Annotated in this window: 14 protein-coding genes and 1 other annotated feature; of the genes, 13 read left to right on the plus strand and 1 reads right to left on the minus strand. The window is 29.1% G+C overall.

Going from position 1 to position 17820, the window contains the following annotated elements:
* Positions 1-150: 150 nt before the first annotated feature.
* Positions 151-383 (plus strand) — a binding site (T-box leader).
* 50 nt (positions 384-433) lie between these two features.
* The 11 genes from brnQ to ftsH all read left to right on the plus strand — a co-directional run bounded on the left by brnQ (position 434) and on the right by ftsH (position 14948).
* Positions 434-1780, plus strand: coding sequence for a branched-chain amino acid transport system II carrier protein (gene brnQ, locus HMPREF9225_RS06790; protein WP_008902203.1), 1347 nt, complete (start codon positions 434-436; stop codon positions 1778-1780).
* Between the two features lie 224 nt (positions 1781-2004).
* Positions 2005-3537, plus strand: a complete 1533-nt coding sequence (rny, locus tag HMPREF9225_RS06795) for a ribonuclease Y (protein ID WP_008902204.1) — start codon at positions 2005-2007, stop codon at positions 3535-3537.
* A gap of 78 nt (positions 3538-3615) precedes the next feature.
* Positions 3616-4575: a tyrosine recombinase XerC gene (locus tag HMPREF9225_RS06800; RefSeq protein ID WP_245526540.1), complete on the plus strand. Its 960-nt coding sequence runs from the start codon at positions 3616-3618 to the stop codon at positions 4573-4575.
* A complete protein-coding gene (locus HMPREF9225_RS06805; protein ID WP_008902206.1) occupies positions 4572-6983 on the plus strand; it encodes a PD-(D/E)XK nuclease family protein in 2412 nt (803 codons plus the stop codon). Before HMPREF9225_RS06800 ends, HMPREF9225_RS06805 begins: the two co-directional genes overlap by 4 nt.
* On the plus strand, positions 6976-10206 hold the full coding sequence (locus HMPREF9225_RS06810) for a UvrD-helicase domain-containing protein (protein ID WP_008902207.1): 3231 nt from the start codon (positions 6976-6978) through the stop codon (positions 10204-10206). The genes HMPREF9225_RS06805 and HMPREF9225_RS06810 overlap by 8 nt, the downstream gene beginning before the upstream one ends.
* Complete coding sequence (locus tag HMPREF9225_RS06815; protein ID WP_008902208.1) at positions 10203-10448, plus strand: RNA-binding S4 domain-containing protein; 246 nt, start codon at positions 10203-10205, stop codon at positions 10446-10448. The genes HMPREF9225_RS06810 and HMPREF9225_RS06815 overlap by 4 nt, the downstream gene beginning before the upstream one ends.
* A 36-nt stretch (positions 10449-10484) precedes the next feature.
* On the plus strand, positions 10485-10778 hold the full coding sequence (locus tag HMPREF9225_RS06820) for an FtsB family cell division protein (RefSeq protein ID WP_023059837.1): 294 nt from the start codon (positions 10485-10487) through the stop codon (positions 10776-10778).
* 16 nt (positions 10779-10794) lie between these two features.
* Positions 10795-11172 (plus strand): S1 RNA-binding domain-containing protein, encoded by a 378-nt coding sequence (locus HMPREF9225_RS06825; protein ID WP_008902210.1) that lies wholly within the window; start codon positions 10795-10797, stop codon positions 11170-11172.
* 30 nt (positions 11173-11202) lie between these two features.
* Positions 11203-12507 (plus strand): tRNA lysidine(34) synthetase TilS, encoded by a 1305-nt coding sequence (gene tilS, locus HMPREF9225_RS06830; RefSeq protein ID WP_008902211.1) that lies wholly within the window; start codon positions 11203-11205, stop codon positions 12505-12507.
* Positions 12491-13024 carry a hypoxanthine phosphoribosyltransferase gene (hpt, locus tag HMPREF9225_RS06835; RefSeq protein WP_023059916.1) on the plus strand — a complete coding sequence of 178 codons (534 nt, stop codon included), beginning with the start codon at positions 12491-12493 and terminating at the stop codon, positions 13022-13024. The genes tilS and hpt overlap by 17 nt, the downstream gene beginning before the upstream one ends.
* Positions 13025-13046: 22 nt before the next feature.
* Positions 13047-14948: an ATP-dependent zinc metalloprotease FtsH gene (gene ftsH / locus HMPREF9225_RS06840; protein ID WP_008902213.1), complete on the plus strand. Its 1902-nt coding sequence runs from the start codon at positions 13047-13049 to the stop codon at positions 14946-14948.
* A 147-nt stretch (positions 14949-15095) separates the two neighbouring features.
* On the opposite strand, the gene HMPREF9225_RS06845 is transcribed toward ftsH, so the two are convergent.
* Positions 15096-16085, minus strand: a complete 990-nt coding sequence (locus HMPREF9225_RS06845; protein ID WP_008902214.1) for an acyltransferase — start codon at positions 16083-16085, stop codon at positions 15096-15098.
* A gap of 158 nt (positions 16086-16243) precedes the next feature.
* Between HMPREF9225_RS06845 and HMPREF9225_RS06850 the strand changes: the two genes are divergently transcribed.
* Together HMPREF9225_RS06850 and potA are read left to right on the plus strand one after the other, a co-directional pair.
* Positions 16244-16780: a helix-turn-helix domain-containing protein gene (locus tag HMPREF9225_RS06850; protein WP_023059866.1), complete on the plus strand. Its 537-nt coding sequence runs from the start codon at positions 16244-16246 to the stop codon at positions 16778-16780.
* Positions 16781-16791: 11 nt separating this feature from the next.
* Positions 16792-17820, plus strand: coding sequence for a spermidine/putrescine ABC transporter ATP-binding protein (gene potA / locus HMPREF9225_RS06855; RefSeq protein WP_008902216.1), 1029 nt, complete (start codon positions 16792-16794; stop codon positions 17818-17820).

A 17820-nucleotide genomic window follows, 5' to 3' on the forward strand; every position in this document is an offset into this window, starting at 1 on the left:
AGCAGATGGTAAACCTTACGAAAGATCAAAATAAAAAATATAAATTCATTTTAAAAATCTTCTAGAAAATTTCTAGGAGATTTTTTTAAAAAAAGTGTTTGACATCTATGTACCAATTTAATATAATAACAACATAAATAATTTTATTAATAAAAATATTGGAAAAAACGAGTAGATTTATTGAAGTTTAAAGAGAGTAGGCGTTTGGTGGAAGCCTATAATGGAAATAGATTCGAAAATCATTTTTCTTATGCAAGTCTGAAATAATATTAAGATTTGTCGCTGTAGTAGGCGTTATCTATACTCGGCATTGATAGATGCTTGTTAAGAGTGCTTACATTTATGTAAGAAATAAGGTGGTAACGCGGTAATTCGTCCTTTGTCATATGACAGAGGACTTTTTTTATTATTAAAATTAAAAAAGGAGGAAAAAATGAAAAAATTAACTAGGAGTCAATTCACACAAATAAGTATAATGTTATTTGGACTATTCTTTGGAGCAGGAAATTTAATATTTCCACCATTTTTAGGAAATCAAGCAGGAAATCACACTATGATTTCACTTTTAGCTTTTTCAATCACCGCGGTATTATTCCCAATACTTGGTGCAATTGCAGTAGGAAAGACTGAAGGTTTAAAAAATTTATCTAATAGAGTTGGTAATGTATTTGCAATAGTATTTACTACTGCGATATATCTATCAATAGGACCTGGACTTGGTATTCCGAGAGCTGGATCAGTTCCATTTGAAATGGCAATAGCACCATACCTACCAGAAACATTGAATCTAACAATTGCTAGATTGATATATACATTTTTATTTTTCTCAGTAGCTTTATGGATATGTTTAAAACCAACTAAACTTGTATCAAGAGTTGGTAAGTATCTTACACCAGCACTTTTAATTTTAATAACCTACATGTTTGTAAGGGTTATGAGCTTACAAAAAGGCGTTGCTATAGCTGTAGGAGATTATGCTAAAGCACCTTTAGTAAAGGGATTCTTAGCTGGATATGACACGATGGATGCAGTTGCTGCTCTTAACTTTGGATTTGTAATTACACTTGCTATTAGAAGGTTTGGAATAGAGGATAAGAAACAGGTGACAAGCTATACAGCAAAGGCTGGAATAATTGCAGGAACAGTATTATTTGTTGTATATCTAATGCTTTCAACAATTGGAATGGTAACATCTAGTGCATTTGCTGGTTCAGAAAACGGAGCAGTTGTTCTTGCAAAAGCTGTTGAACTTGTATTTGGAAAATCCGGACTTGTACTTCTTGCATCTATATTTACACTCGCTTGCTTAACAACCTGTGTAGGACTTATATCAAGCGGATCAGAATACTTCTGTTCACTGTTTAACAATAGATTATCATATAGCGCCTGGGTAATTGTTTGGACATTATTTTCATTCGTAATGGCAAACTTTGGTCTAAACAATCTATTAGCATTTTCAGTTCCACTACTAACTATAATATATCCAGTTGCTTTAGTTTTAATATTACTGGGAGTTACTAATGATTTTATGAAATATTCAAAATATTCATATAAATTTTCTGCATTCTTCGCTGTATCTTTACCATTAATATCAGTTGTTTCTTCAACATTTAAAACAAGTATTCCACTTTTAACAAAATTAGAAAGTGCACTACCATTATCTAAACAAGGTTTATCTTGGGTGTTACCAAGTTTTGCTGTTGTAGTATTAGTTGAACTTGCTATAAAATTATTTTTATCATCAAATGTAAAAGTTGAAGATGGAGTATATTTAAATTAATTTATTAAGCAGTCTAGTTAGGCTGCTTTTTATTTTGTAAAAAATTTTTTTTATACTTTTTTAAGCACTACCATAAATTATATTCTTATTTTTTATTTAAATTTAAACATTTAGTAGAATTGTTAAAAGTTTAATTTCTTGACTATTGGCGTAATACATTATAAAATAATTAATGAAAGTTTTATGAAAATATAAACTTTTTAGAAAAATGGAGGTGCTTTAGCTTGCCGCAAATAATTATAATTCTTTTGGCAATTGTCGTAAGTGCTTTAGCTGGCTATGTAGTTCGTAAGTATATTGGCGAACAAAAAGTCGGAAGAGCAGAAGAAGTTGCAAATAAAGTATTGATTGATGCAGAACATAGTGCAGAATCAAAAAAGAAAGAACTACTAATTGAAGCTAAAGAAGAAATCCACAAAATGAGATCCGAGGCGGAACGCGAAAACAAAGCGAGACGTCAAGAATTATCACAACTTGAATCTAGAATTTTGGCAAGAGAAGAATCTATTGAAAAAAAATCTAATTCTCTAGATAAAAAAGAAGAGAAATTAGCAAAGAAGCTTGAAGAGGCAAAACAAAAAAGTGAAGAAGTAGATTCTCTAATCGAAAAGAGAAATGAAGAACTTCAAAGGATTGCAGGACTTAGTCAAGAAGAAGGTAAGAGAATCTTACTTTCAGAACTTGAAAAAGAAGTTGTCCATGAATCTGCTCAAATTATTCGTGAAGAAGAAGCGAGAATCAGAGACGAACAACAAAAGTATGCAAGGAATATTATAGTTCAAGCAATTCAAAGATTATCTGCTGAAACTGTAGCTGAAAACACAGTTTCTGTAGTTGCTCTTCCGACTGACGAAATGAAAGGAAGGATTATAGGTAGAGAAGGTAGAAATATAAGAGCAATTGAATCTCTTACAGGAGTTGATTTGATTATCGATGATACGCCTGAAGCAGTTGTACTTTCTTGCTTTGATCCTATAAGACGTGAAGTGGCTCGTGTTGCTCTTGAAAAACTAGTATCAGATGGTAGAATTCATCCTACTAGAATTGAAGAGACAGTTAATCGCGCAAGAAAAGAAGTTGAAACTATTATTAAAGAAGCTGGTGAACAAGCTGCATATGATGCAGGAGTTCATGGACTTCATCCAGAGGTTATAAAATACCTTGGAAGACTTAAGTTTAGAACTTCTTATGGACAAAATGTACTAAAACATTCAGTTGAGGTTAGCCATATAGCAGGTATTATCGCAGCTGAGCTTGGAGCAGATGTAAAGATCGCAAAGCGTGCAGGTTTGTTACATGATTTAGGAAAATCCATAGATCATGAAGTAGAAGGACCACACGTTGATATCGGTGTTGATCTTGCTCGTAAGTACAAAGAAAGTGAAGCGGTTATCCATGGTATAGAAGCACACCATGGCGATGTAGAGCCAAGGACAGTTGAAGCAATAATAGTTCAAGCAGCAGATGCAATATCAGCTGCAAGACCTGGTGCAAGACGTGAGACAGTAGAGTCTTATATCAAGCGCCTTGAAAAATTAGAAGAAATCGCCAACAGCTATGACGGAATAGAAAAATCTTATGCAGTTCAAGCTGGACGTGAAGTAAGAATTATTGTAAAACCAGATGTGATTTCTGAAGCAGAAATAGTAGTTACTGCTAGAAAAATAGCAAAAGAAGTAGAAGCAGAACTTGATTTCCCAGGACAAATTAAAATTAATGTCATAAGAGAAACAAGAGCTGTAGAATATGCAAAGTAATGTCTAAAAGACAAACTTATTTTAAATTTCAATTACCTGCCTTTTAGGCAGGTTTTTTTAAAAGATAAAGGAATGGTTATGAATTTTACTTTATTAGATGATTTTTTAGGATATCTTGTATCTACAAGAGGATTATCAATGAATACAGTCAATGGTTATTACTATGACTTAAAAAACTTTTTAGTATACATCGTAGCTAGAAAATTAAATTTCGATACCAAAGAACTTGATGATAGATACTTAGAAAAGATGAGTTTAGATCTAATTAAGACTGTTAATAAGCAAGATATCTATGCCTATAACTCTTACTTGGTACATACAAAAAAGAATAAAATGAATGCAGTTTCTAGAAAAAATTCAGCTATTAGAACCTTTTTTAACTATTTAACCTCGAAGATCAATGTGCTTGAAGTAGATCCATCAAGTGACCTAGATATGCCAAAGGTGAGAAGAACAATTCCTACAGCATTATCTCTTGATGAAGCAAAGAGGTTTTTAAAAACAATAGAGGATTTCAACTATAATGGTAAAAATAATGATTTCTTAAAAAGTAGAGACTTTTGTATAGCGACATTCTTTTTAAATTGTGGCATGCGTCTATCAGAACTTTGCGGAATCAATATGTTTGATTTAGAAGATGACAACACTATAAAAATTCTTGGAAAAGGAAATAAAGAAAGAAGTATCTATTTAAACAAAGCTTGTATCCATGCTCTTGATAATTATTTAGAATTTAGACCGGAAGTAGAATCAAAAGCTCTATTTTTAAGCAGAAATAAAGCTAGAATTACACCAAGGGCTGTTCAGATGATGATTGATAAATATATAGTAATGTCAGGACTTGATCCCGATAAATACTCAGTTCACAAACTAAGACATACTGCAGCCACATTGATGTACCAATATGGAGATGTAGATATAAGATCACTACAGAAGGTACTAGGACATGAATCAGTGCAGACTACTGAAATATATACTCATGTAAGTGACGAGCAGGTAAAGCGCGCAATTGAAAAGAATCCATTGGGGGACCTATGAAAATAAAAGATTTTTTAAAATCCAATGATAAAAAATATCTACTATCAGATACTTCCTTTTTATCCCTAAAAATAATTGAAGACTGCGCTAAAAAAGGCATCAATTCCTTTAATACTTATGAAACTGACATAAAAAAGTTGGTTAAGGAACTTACTAAGGATAAAATCTATGAAGGTGGACAAAATTATTTAAATGAAGAGGATGCTACCTTTACAATTCTTGAAATATTAAAAAGATTAAACTTAAGTTTTTACAAAAAGCATCAATTGGATTTCGCTCTAGCAACAGCCTTTTATGAAAAAATAACAGAGATAAAACTATCTAATGGCAAATTTGTTCCTGATAATTCTAGATTGATTGACTTAGATTTAGTTATGAAGGAATATGATAGAGTAAAAACAGGACTCGACTATGCTGATTCGGTAATTTTAGCTTTGAAAATTCCTGGAAGTGTCAATATAGGATGTTTATCTGGGACATATCTACGCCCATTAGAAAAAGTTTTATTAGATAAATTAAACGCTATTTATTTAGAATATGATGAGGAAAAATTATATCTTGATAACGTGACGGTTGATAGATGCTATTCAAAACAAGATGAAATTATGAATCTAATTTATAAGATAAAGAACTTAGAGGATATTAAAGATGCAGAAATTGTGTATACAGATCCTTCATACAAGGGGTTATTAAATAAATTTATATTTACAAATTATCCAATTGAGACAAATAATTCAAAAGAAGTAGATAATACAATAAATTTCTTAAATAATTTAAGAGATTTTTATGAGTCATCCTACATGGTTAAATATTTTTTAAGACTCATAGAGGATAGAAACTTTAACTACTACATAGATTATGATATTGATTTTACTAAGGGATTAGAAAACTACAAAAGTCCGATAAATAAAAAATTGTATGAAGATAGAGATAGGATTGAGCTTCTATTATCTCTTGTAGAAAAAGATGAAATAGAATTCAGTAAGTTCAAGGATAATTTAATAAAATTTATTGAATTATATATGAATATTGATTTGAAAAATATCAAGTTTTCTTTATCTAAACTTAGTTCAGACATTGTTTTATCGTTAAGAGATATTTTAGATATATTAGTACATAACTTAGAAAGATACTCCGAGAAGAATTCAACCAACGATAAAATAAAAGTATATAGCATAGATGAAGAAACTATTTACGATAAAAAAAATACATTTTTTCTTGGAATGAGTGAAAATTATTTTACTTACAGAGAATTAGAAAGCCCGGTTATATTAAATAGTGAACTTAAGAAAATAAACAAATCTTTACTCAGTTCAGACGAAAAGGAATTTAGAAAGAATACAAACAGAAAAAAGAGGGTAGAGACTGCACTACAAAATAATAGATTTGCATACTTTTCTTATCCAATGTATAACGAAAAAAACGAAGAAGAAACTTGTTCCTATTTTGTAGAACTTATGGGAAAAGATCATAACTATGTAAATTATCTAGAAAATTTAAGAGTTTATAAAGATTATAATACTAAACCTATTATGGATTTGAAGACAGTTTTGAATAAATTTATTTTCTCAGCAACATCTCTAGAAATATTTATGAATGATCCGAGACATTTCTATTTTAAATATATATTACAAATTGAAGATGATTACTATGATGACTCTATTTTAAATTCAATTCCAGCATTTGAAATGGGATCTATAGTTCATTCTGCACTAGAATCATTCGTAATTGATTTTAAAAAAATAAATATTAATCTGAATATAAATGACAAATTAAATTTCTTTGATAGAGCTTTCGATGATTTATATAAAAAGTATTTAACTCCTAAATATTTACTAGCAAATTTTAAAGATAGGTATAGAAGAATGCTTTTTAATAAGCTTATAAAGATACAAGAAAAGATAAAAGATTGCAAAGAAGTAAAGACTGAAGTTGGTTTTGGAGATAGATTTTCTAGGGAATCATTATCTGAAGAACCAATAGAATTAAAATTTGGAAACTATATACTAAGGTTCAGAGGAAAGATTGATAGGGTAGATATCTATGATGATGAAATAGTAATTACAGATTATAAGACTGGAAGTAGAGCAAATATTGAAGAAAAAGATCTATCTAGTGAACTCTATCAACACCATGTCTATAAGAAAATAGCTAGTAAATTTTGGAATGAAAGAATAAAATTCGAGTACGATATTCTTTCTGATGAGAGCATTTATGAGCCTATAGAAAATCCTAATTTAGATTTAAAAATTGAAAAAATGCTTGAATTTGTAGATAAATTTGGATTTATAGATGGATTAAAACTTACAAATCTTCCAGAAGAATATAAAATTTTAGAGCGTACAAAAGAGAATATCGAGAAAACAAAACTCTACTCAACTACATTTTTGGTGGACGACTATGATTAATTTAAAAGATATAAATGAAATAGAAAATAATAACAGGGATAATTTAATAACTGGAGATAAGAATTTCTTAGTTGAGGCGGGAGCTGGGGCTGGCAAGACATTTCTATTAGTAAATAGGCTTATAGATTTAATAATCAACAAAAATATTAAACCAAAAGAAATAGTAGCCATAACATTTACAGTTAAGGCTGCAACTGACTTAAAAAAAAGAATTTATGATGAATTTGCAAAAAGAGCAAAGACAGATAATAAAATAAAAAATATTTTGGAGTTTATCCCAGAGATTCAAATAGGAACCATCCATAGTTTTTGTAATTCTATAATATCTAGAAGACCATTTGATGCTGGTCTTAGTATGAATTATAGATTGTTAGAAGATTCGGAATATGATAGATACCTTTCTAAGATGTATGAAGAGTTTGAAGAAAATAGCTATAAATATGTGGATAAATATACTGCGGATATATTTTTACATTTAAATCATAGATCTAGAATCATCGAAAACTTTTCTAAATTTGCGATGAATGAATCTGTAGATTTTCCAGTTATTGAAGGTTTTGAAAATTTTACTGAAACAGTTTACTTAGAAGAAGTTAAAGAAATTTTTTCACGTCTTGATCGTATAAATGATTTAGATGTCGCTACTTTAAGAAAAGCAGCTATTGAACCTTTAAGTAAAATAAAAGATGTCTTAGGTTTAAAAGATAAAAATTCTATCTTAAAAACAGCTAATGATATTTATAAATTAGTCATAGAGAATCCAGAAAGTCCATTTATAAAAACTAGATTTCCAAAAGATATTTCGGATAAGGAAAAAGAAAAAGCTAAAGATTTAATACCAGAAACATCTGATATTGGAGATAGATTAAAAAATATAACGGATCTTTGGAAAAACGTTGTTTATAGAACGCATATTAGAGTAAGCCTTGCATTTGTAAAATATATAGATGAAAAAAATAGAGAGAATTCTGTTGTTTCAAATGATGATTTACTTAGATATTCTTTAGATATTTTAATGATTAAAGAAAATAGAGAGTATTTTCAAAAAATTTATAGATATATATTTGTAGATGAGTCTCAAGATACGGATTTAGTTCAGATAAAAATTATACTTAGCTTAATTTCATCAGGAGATATAAATAAAAACACTCCTATTTCGGAATATAAAATGCTTCCAAATAGAATTTTCATGGTAGGTGATAGGAAGCAGTCTATCTATAGATTTAGAGGTGCTGATCTAAATACTTATGAAATCGTTAAAAATCTCTTTGAAAATACTGATAACGCAGAATTTGTAAATTTAAAAAAGAGTTTTAGATTTCAAAAACATTTGGCTTCTGATATCGAAAAATGTTTCGAAAATACAATGGTTTCAAATTATGGAGAATATGATATTGGTGTAGGTCATATCCTTGTAGATGAAAAGAATAGTAGTGACTCAGGTATATATATTACAAAGTTAAATACGGATAACTTTCAAGATGTTGTAAATAGTTATAAAAAGGCAGATATAATTAAAAGTCTAGTAGAAACTGATAAAGATAAAGAAAATTTTATACTTAACACATTAATTTCAAAAGAAAAAGTTGAAATAGAGCTTGAGTCATTAGAAGATAGCAAAAAAAGTAAAATTAAATTTTTAAAAGGAAACAGTGATACTTTATATTTAAAAGCTAAATTTCTCGTTATTGATCTTCTAAAAAGTGGTATAGAGCCAAAGGATATACTAATTCTTACAATGGGAAATGAGGGAGCTAGAGCTGTTACAAATATTCTTAGGGATGATGGATTAAAAGTAGACTCTACATCAGAAGAAAACTATTTTTCATATGAATCTGTTAAGAGATCCTATATTGCAATTAGATTTTTTGAAAATCCAATTCCAAGTAATTATTTCGAGTTTTTAATAAAAATATTAAATAAAGATCCTGTTAAGATAAAAAAAGAAAGCGAAGTTATAAATAATTTAGGATTTGAAGAATATTTAAAAAATAAACCCGAAATTTTAAATGAAGAAGAATTTGAATTTATAAGTAAATATCTAGTTTTATTTAAAGAAAATAGAGAAAGCGCACTCATGAGTCTGTACTACGAAGATATTTTTTTCGATGGAAATTACACAGAAAATGAATATGAAGTATTTTATTCTTTCTTTAGAGAAGTATTAGATAGTGGATTAAACCTTGGAAATATAAAAGAAAAGAATGAAGTTACATTTAAACCAGGAATTAGTTCTGCGATAAAAGTAATGAATATTCATAAGGCAAAGGGTCTAGAAGGCAAACATGTCATATTGATTGAAGAAAGAAGTTTAAGAATTAATTCCGATGATTATTTTGACAGAATAAGTAACAAAGGATATTTAGAGTTCCGAACTGGTTATTCAAGAAATATTATTTTAGACCATGGTAATGAAGAAGCAAGAGAGAAGTCCATTCTAGAAAATTTCAAGGAATATATTAGACTTTTTTATGTTGCAATAACTAGGGCAAAAGAGGAAGTATACCTTATATCAAATGAAGGATTTTACGAAAAGCAGCTTTCTTTTTCTAAGACAAAAGAAATATTTAATTCAAGTTACAATAGTGTTGATTCTTCAAAGGAATATAAGTCTTTTAAAGATAGTATAATCTGTCCAAATTTATCAGAAAAATTAAAAACTAATGAAGAAATTAGTTTAGCATTTACAGATAATATCTACCACGGAACTTACTATGGTATAATTTTTCATAAGGTCATGGAAAAATCTATTGAAATCATAAAAAAAGATGGAGAAGTAGATATCGAAAAAATATTAAAAGTAGCAATTATGGACTTTATAAATGGTGAAGATGTAAATATTGAAAATATCACTTCTATACTTGAAATTAAAAATGATATAAATATAGAGAGAGTTATTTTTGAAAAATTAAAATCACAAGTTAAAAGAAACGCTACTAATAATTTAGACATTCTTAAAGATAAAGTGAAATCTTCTAAGGAAACCTATACAGAACTTCCTTTTACTTATCTTAAAGATGGTCATATTCATTCCGGAAGAATGGATTTAATTCTATTATTTGATGATTTTATAGAAATATATGATTATAAGACTGATATAGATATTTCTGATAATTCAAAAAAATATATGATGCAACTGGAATCATATAGGGATGCGGCGTCAGAAATATTGGGAGTAGATAGAGAAAAAATAAATACACATATATTAAGGAGTAATAATTGAGATTAGATAAATTTTTAAAAAATTCAAGAGTAATAAAGAGAAGAACATTGGCAAAAGAAGCTTGTGATGCAGGTAGAATAACTGTTAATGGAAGAGTTGCTAAGGCAAGTACAGAAGTAAACACTGGAGATATTTTAGAGATTTCTTTTGGTACAGGTATACTAAAGATAGAAGCTCTTGAATTAATCGATGGTGCAAAAAAGGTTGATACAGAAAACATGTACAAAATACTTGAAAACTAATGGTTTAAATGTAATAATAATATCATGGAGGGTGCCATGAAAGGGAAGAAAAAAAATTCTGCAATAATTTTTGCTTTAGTGATATTATTTTCAGTGATTTACGGATCTATTGAACTTACAAACGCAAAATCATTAAAAGCAAAAAAGATAAGCGAATATAATGAAAATAAAATGAAAATAGAATCTTTAAAAGGTGACATAAGTAACCTTAAAGAAACTATTAACGAATCAGGTTCGGAAGAATTCATAGAAAAAGTCGCTAGGCAAGAATATAAAATGGTTAAGCCTAGAGAAGTTATCTATATAGATAAAGAGCAAAAGAATAATTGACATTAGGAGGACTATTTTGCTAGAAATTGGTGAGATTGTAGATGGAACTGTTAAATCAGTTATGAAGTTTGGAGCTTTTGTAGAATTGGAAGATGGAAGTACAGGACTTGTACATATTTCTGAAGTATCAAATAGTTTTGTAAAAGACATAAATGACTATGTAAAGTCAGGAGATTCTGTAAAAGTTAAGGTGTTAGAAATAGAAGATGATAAAATTTCACTTTCTATGAAGCAAACAGAACCACCTAAGCCTAAGGAAAAAATCGAAGTTAAGTATGAAGATCTTTCCTTTGAAGATAAACTTCAAAAATTCATGAAAGAATCAAATACAAAGTACGAGCAAAAGAGATCTCGTCAAAATTCCAAGTATGGACGAAGCAAATCTAGGAGGTAGTGATAGAAATATTTCTATCACTTTTTTTCTATGTTTAAAAAATTTTTAGAAACAATAAAAAGTGAAAATTTAATAAAAAAAGGCGATAGGATTTTAGTTGGACTGTCCGGCGGTGCGGACTCTGTGTACTTGTTAAGAGCACTTTTATATATAAAAGATGATTATAATTTATATATTTCTTGTGCCCATATAAATCACGGAATAAGAGAAACAGCATTAAGGGATGAAGATTTTGTAAAAAATCTTTGCGATAAATTTGATGTTCCTTTATATATTAATCATATTAATATGAATGAACTAGCAGCAAAGTATAAAATAACTTCTGAAGAAGCTGGAAGAAAAGCTCGTTATGATTTTTTCGATTCAATAGAAAATATTGATAAGATTGCTTTAGCTCATAATTTGGATGATAATGCGGAGACAGTTTTATTTAGAATAATTAGAGGAACAGGTTTACAGGGGCTTACAGGTATTCCAATTTCTAGGGATAAAATCATAAGACCGATTCTAAATACAAATAGATTAACCATAGAAAATGAACTAAAATCTATGGGACAAGAATATATGATTGATGAAACTAATCTTTCAAATGATTATACTAGGAATAAAATTAGAAACCTTTTAATTCCATTAATAGAAAGTGAATTTAATTCTAAATTCAAAGATGCACTAATAAGACTTAGAAATAATTCTTTAGACAGTATAGAAATAATTGATAATATAGAGTTAAATTTTAAAATAGAAAAGAGTTTGTCCGTAGATAAGTTATTAGAGCTTAGTAGACCAGAAAGGTACTTAATTTACCGAAAGTATCTTGAAAAATACTATTCTAATGTTGATCTATCACTGGTACATTTTGAAGCGATAGATTCGCTTATCTACCTTAAAAATAATTCTGGTGTAGATTTAGCTAGCAATTTGAGATTTGTTAGATACAATGATGAGTTATCTATTTTGAAAGATACTTATAAAAAGGGTATAATATTAAAAGAAACTTTTTTGAAAATGGGAATAAATAAAACTGATTTCGGAATCTTTTATATTTCTGATAAAGAAACAGAAAATTCATTTACATTACCGAAGTATTTTATAGACGATTTGAAAGTAAGATCTAGAAAACCCGGTGATAGATTTATTCCAAAGGGATTTAATGGTACAAAGAAATTAAAGGATTTTTTTAATGATATAAAAGTTCCTCCTTTTAAGAGGGATTTTGTTCCTATAATATTATTTAAAGAAGAAATAGTTTGTGTGGTACCATACAGAAAAGCAGAGTATGACGATACTAATGAAAAAATTTGGATCAGGTGGGAAAAATATGAGAGAAATGATTGATAAGATACTAATAACAGAAGATGAAATATCTAAAAGAGTTGCAGAACTTGGCAAGGAATTAGAAAAAGAATACGGCGATAGGGAATTAGTAGTTATAGGTATTCTAAAGGGAAGTGTAACCTTTATGTCTGACCTTATTAGACATATTGATAAGCCGATTTTAGTTGACTATATGGCGGCGTCTTCTTATGAAGGCAGTGAAAGCACAGGACATATAAAAATATCAAAAGACATAACGGTTCCAATAAAAGGAAAAGATGTGCTTATAGTTGAAGATATAATAGATACTGGCAATACACTCTCTCATATTATAGAACTTTTCAAAGAAAGGGAAGCTCGCTCAGTTAAAACTATAACTTTACTTACAAAACCTAGTAGGAGACAAAAAAATGTAGAAGTCGAATATATCGGTTTTGAAATACCGGATTATTTTGTAGTTGGTTATGGTCTTGACTACAATCAAATTGGAAGGAATCTTCCTTTTGTAGGAGTATTAAAAGAAGAATATTATAAATAAAATTTTTATTTGAGGTGATAAAATGAAGAAAGCCAGAGGTGCTTCCTTTTACCTGATGATTGTTTTACTAATCATCTTTGGTATTAGACTTTTCAATCCTCCATCAGGAGTAGTTGAAACTAAGAATTTTTCAGAATTTTCTAAGGACTTGGATCAAGGTTCAAAGATTAAATCTGTAAATATAAATGAAGATTCAAGAATAGCCGTTGTGACTTTAAATGACGATAAGACATATAAAGTAGTAGTACCATCTAAAGGAAATTCTGCAGAACTTTATATGGATAAATTATCTTCAGAAATTAAGTCGAAGGGAATTGAAGTTACATTTAATCAACCAGATACAAAGCCATTCTATTTGGAACTAATACCATCATTTTTGATGCTTATATTATTTGGATTTATATGGTTTAATTTTATTCAAAATGCACAAGGTGGAAGGAAAATGAACAGCTTTGGCAAGAGTAAGGCCAGAGTTGTAAAACCTGAAGAAGGAGGACTTGTAACTTTTAGTCAAGTGGCAGGTCTAAAAGAAGAAAAAGAAGAACTTCAAGAAATTGTAGACTTTTTAAAGAATCCTTCGAAATTCACAAAGATAGGTGCAAGAATTCCAAAGGGAGTTCTAATGGTAGGCCCTCCTGGAACTGGTAAAACATATCTTTCAAGAGCAGTTGCTGGTGAAGCGAAAGTACCATTCTTTTTAATGAGTGGTTCTGATTTTGTTGAGATGTTCGTTGGAGTTGGAGCTAGTAGAGTAAGAGATTTATTTGATACTGCAAAGAAAAATGCTCCATGTATTATTTTTATAGATGAAATAGATGCTGTTGGAAGAAGACGTGGAGCTGGCTTAGGGGGAGGACATGACGAAAGAGAACAGACCCTAAATCAACTTCTAATTGAAATGGATGGATTTGGTAAAAATGAAGGAGTCATAGTAATGGCTGCTACAAATAGGGCAGATATACTTGACCCTGCACTTTTGAGACCAGGAAGATTCGATAGAACAGTATACATTGGAAAACCTGATGTTAGAGGAAGAGAAGAAGTATTAAAAGTTCACGCCCATGATAAACCATTAGCTGAAGATATAGACTTTAAAGTTATAGCAAAACAAACGCCAGGATTTTCTCCAGCAGATTTAGAAAACTTGATGAATGAAGCAGCGCTTTTAGCTGCTAGAAGAAACCAAAGTAGTATAAATATGGAAGATGTTGAGGAAGCAGCAATAAAAGTACAAGCTGGTCCAGCAAAGAAATCCAGAGTAATTTCTGATAAAGAAAGAAAATTAACTGCTGTACATGAATCTGGTCATGCTGTAGTTTCGCAGTTACTTCCAAACCACGATCCAGTTCATATGATTACAATTATACCTAGAGGAATGGCAGGAGGATTTACCGCATACATTCCAGAAGATGATGTTAACTATATGACCAAAAAAGAAATGGAAGATAATTTAGTTTCTCTACTTGGAGGTAGGGTAGCAGAGTCTCTTGTACTAGATGACATATCAACTGGAGCATCAAACGACATTGAGAGAGCTACTGCACTTGCAAGAGCAATGGTAACTAAGTATGGAATGAGTGAAAAGCTTGGAACTATCACATACGGTAGTGATGAAGATGAAGTCTTTGTTGGAAGAGATTTAAATAGATCTAAAAATTATTCTGATAAAACCGCTTCAGAAATTGATGAAGAGATTTCAAGAATAATTTCTGAAGCATATAATAAAGCTAAAAATTTATTATCAGATAATTTAGATACGCTAATAAGGGTTTCAGATGTTCTACTAGAAAAAGAAACTATAGATAGAACAGAGTTCTTAAGAATATTTAATAATGAAGAAAACCCAAATGAAGATGCTGAGGATAAACATATAAAAGAAGAAGATCTATCCGAAGAAGCGAAATCAATAATTGAAAAAGAATAAAAATTAAGTGAAGTTTAGATTTTAAACTTCACTTTTTTAATTGGAAAGATTCTGTAGAATTTTGAAAACAAGCAGTATAACTAAGTTTATATTTTAGCGTTTATTATTGTCAAAAAAATAATTTCATAATTCTATTTGAACAAAGACTTATAAATATTTTTTTAAAAATGGAATAAATCTTATTACATACACAAACAATCCTGTCAAAATAAATGTAGTCGATGCAAGAAAAGTAATCTGTATAAATAGATTTGAAAAATTAAGTATAGAAGTTAACTTTTCTAAAAATATTGGATGAAATAGATAAACCCCCAATGCCAAATTACTAATTGAATTTAAATTTTTATTTACCTTTAGATTTTTAAATGCTAAAAAGATCAAAATTGATTGTAAAAATATTAAAATTCCAAAATTATCAAAAATTATTCCCTTTACTTCTCCTAAATGTATTAAAGATATAGATTCTAAAGCTATTCCAAAAACTGAAACAATTAAATAAATGAAAAATAACTTAAAACTTGAAGTATTTATTTTTAAGTTTACTAAATAATAACCTAAAAATAGATATAGAGTAGTATCCGAATAACCATATAGTGTAAACTTATCAAAAAGCTTTGATAGATTACTATTTTCAAAAATTGGTAGAATATTTTGAATATTATATTTTAAAATACCAAAAACTAAGAATAATAAAATTACATACTTGACGTAATAACCATCTTTATATTCTATAACAGATTTGTAAATAGGAATAAAAAGATATGCCCAAGCAAGATTTTTTAAAAACCAAAGATGGTAGTAACCATTTATAACACATTCAATAAAATTATTTATGGTGTAATCTCCATTTAAATTTTTAATTGCAAATAGAATTGTGAAAACTATATAAAGAATATATATTCTTGCAGCAGACTTTAATATTTTAGAAATACTAAGTTCTCTTTTAAACATAAAATATCCACTAATCATAAAAAAGACAGGAACTGAGCATCTGGTCAAAAAGTTTAGTCCACTCATAATAATAAAATTTTTAGAAAAATTTAAATATGTATTCCAATAACTTGCGCTTGTGTGTAGTAGAACTACGTAAAAAGCCATACATATTCTCAGTAAATCAAAATTATTTTCTCTATTCATCTTTCACCTCTATAATATTATATCATTAATTAAAAACTTCATTTGTTTATTAAATAAAACAATAAATTAAATTTATTAAATACTGTTGACATAGAAAAAGTGTTGGTACATAATAAGTTTAGTAAATAAAACAAAGTGTTTAATATATGAGGTATAAAATGGATATAGGAAATAAATTAAAACTTATTAGAATTTCTCAAAATTTAACACAAGATGAGCTTGCGAAGAGATCTGAACTTACAAAAGGTTTTATCTCCCAAGTGGAAAGAAATTTAACTTCTCCATCTGTGACTACATTAATAGATATTCTTGAAGCACTTGGAACTAGTCCAATTGAATTCTTTAAAGATGATGAAGCTAAGTTCTTCTTCTCTGAGGATGATTATTTTGAAAATACAAATGAAGAGTTAGGTCATTCTATTTCATGGATTGTTCCAAATGCGCAGAGATTCATGATGGAACCTATCATAATAACTATTAATCCTGATGGAAAATCAGAAGAGATACCACCTTTTGAAGGAGAAACTTTTGGATATGTTTTAAAAGGATTTGTGGATTTATACATTGGCGACAAAGTGCAGAAATTAAAAAGAGGAGAGACTTTTTACTTTGAGGCAAAAGCCAATCACCATCTTGAAAATAATTCTAGAACAGAGGCGAAGGTTCTTTGGATATCTTCTCCACCAAACTTTTAAAGGAGCATGACATGGGAAATATAATAGAAATTAAAAATTTAAGCAAATCTTACGGAGATAACACAGTTTTAAAAAATTTTAATTTATATATAAAACAAAATGAGTTTGTAACATTACTAGGTCCTTCTGGCTGCGGAAAGACAACACTCCTTAGAATAATAGGTGGATTTGAAACTGCAGATGAGGGAGACGTGATCTTTAATGGAAAAAGTATTGTAGATATTCCAGCTTATAAGAGAGAAATAAATACAGTTTTTCAAAAATATGCACTATTTCCTCACATGAATGTCTATGAGAATATTGCGTTTGGTTTAAAGATAAAAAAAGTAGAAAAGAAGATTATCGATGAAAAAGTAAAATTTGCCTTAGGCTTAGTTAGTCTTGAAGGATTTGAAAAGAGAAACATTGATTCTCTCTCTGGAGGGCAACAACAAAGAGTTGCTATAGCGAGAGCCTTGGTTAATGAACCTAAAGTTCTATTATTAGATGAACCATTAGGTGCACTAGATTTAAAGATTAGACAAAAGATGCAACTTGAGCTAAAGGCAATACAACAATCTGCTGGAATTACATTTATATTCGTTACCCATGATCAAGAAGAAGCTCTTACCATGAGTGACACCATTGTTGTGCTTAATAAAGGTGAAATTCAACAGATAGGAAGCCCAATTGATATATATAACGAACCTAAAAATGCATTTGTAGCTGATTTTATTGGGGAGTCTAATATAATAGATGGAGTTATGAACGATGACTATAGGGTTTCATTTCTTGGAGAAGAGTTTGTTTGTGTGGACAAGGGTTTTGAAAAGAATGAAAAGATTCATGTTGTAATTAGACCGGAAGATGTTGAATTAGTGCGTGGTAAAGGGAAATTACAAGGAATAGTTATATCAGAAGTATTTAAAGGCGTACATTATGAAATGGTAGTTAGAACTAATGGTTATGACTTATTGGTTCAATCTACAGAGCTAAAAAAAGTAGATGAAGAAGTTGGAATAAATATTAAACCTGATTTAATTCATGTTATGAAGAGGTAG

Origin of the sequence: Peptoniphilus duerdenii ATCC BAA-1640, assembly GCF_000146345.1 — a bacterium.
GTDB lineage: Bacteria > Bacillota > Clostridia > Tissierellales > Peptoniphilaceae > Peptoniphilus_B > Peptoniphilus_B duerdenii.

What these genes read in the sequence shown, in the direction of transcription:
- brnQ (WP_008902203.1), top strand. Translation starts at nt 434, where the DNA reads ATGAAAAAATTAACTAGGAGTCAATTCACACAAATAAGTATAATGTTA.
- HMPREF9225_RS06800 (WP_245526540.1), top strand. Translation starts at nt 3,616, where the DNA reads ATGAATTTTACTTTATTAGATGATTTTTTAGGATATCTTGTATCTACA.
- HMPREF9225_RS06805 (WP_008902206.1), top strand. Translation starts at nt 4,572, where the DNA reads ATGAAAATAAAAGATTTTTTAAAATCCAATGATAAAAAATATCTACTA.
- HMPREF9225_RS06810 (WP_008902207.1), top strand. Translation starts at nt 6,976, where the DNA reads ATGATTAATTTAAAAGATATAAATGAAATAGAAAATAATAACAGGGAT.
- HMPREF9225_RS06820 (WP_023059837.1), top strand. Translation starts at nt 10,485, where the DNA reads ATGAAAGGGAAGAAAAAAAATTCTGCAATAATTTTTGCTTTAGTGATA.
- tilS (WP_008902211.1), top strand. Translation starts at nt 11,203, where the DNA reads ATGTTTAAAAAATTTTTAGAAACAATAAAAAGTGAAAATTTAATAAAA.
- hpt (WP_023059916.1), top strand. Translation starts at nt 12,491, where the DNA reads ATGAGAGAAATGATTGATAAGATACTAATAACAGAAGATGAAATATCT.
- ftsH (WP_008902213.1), top strand. Translation starts at nt 13,047, where the DNA reads ATGAAGAAAGCCAGAGGTGCTTCCTTTTACCTGATGATTGTTTTACTA.
- HMPREF9225_RS06845 (WP_008902214.1), bottom strand. Translation starts at nt 16,085, where the DNA reads ATGAATAGAGAAAATAATTTTGATTTACTGAGAATATGTATGGCTTTT.
- HMPREF9225_RS06850 (WP_023059866.1), top strand. Translation starts at nt 16,244, where the DNA reads ATGGATATAGGAAATAAATTAAAACTTATTAGAATTTCTCAAAATTTA.
- potA (WP_008902216.1), top strand. Translation starts at nt 16,792, where the DNA reads ATGGGAAATATAATAGAAATTAAAAATTTAAGCAAATCTTACGGAGAT.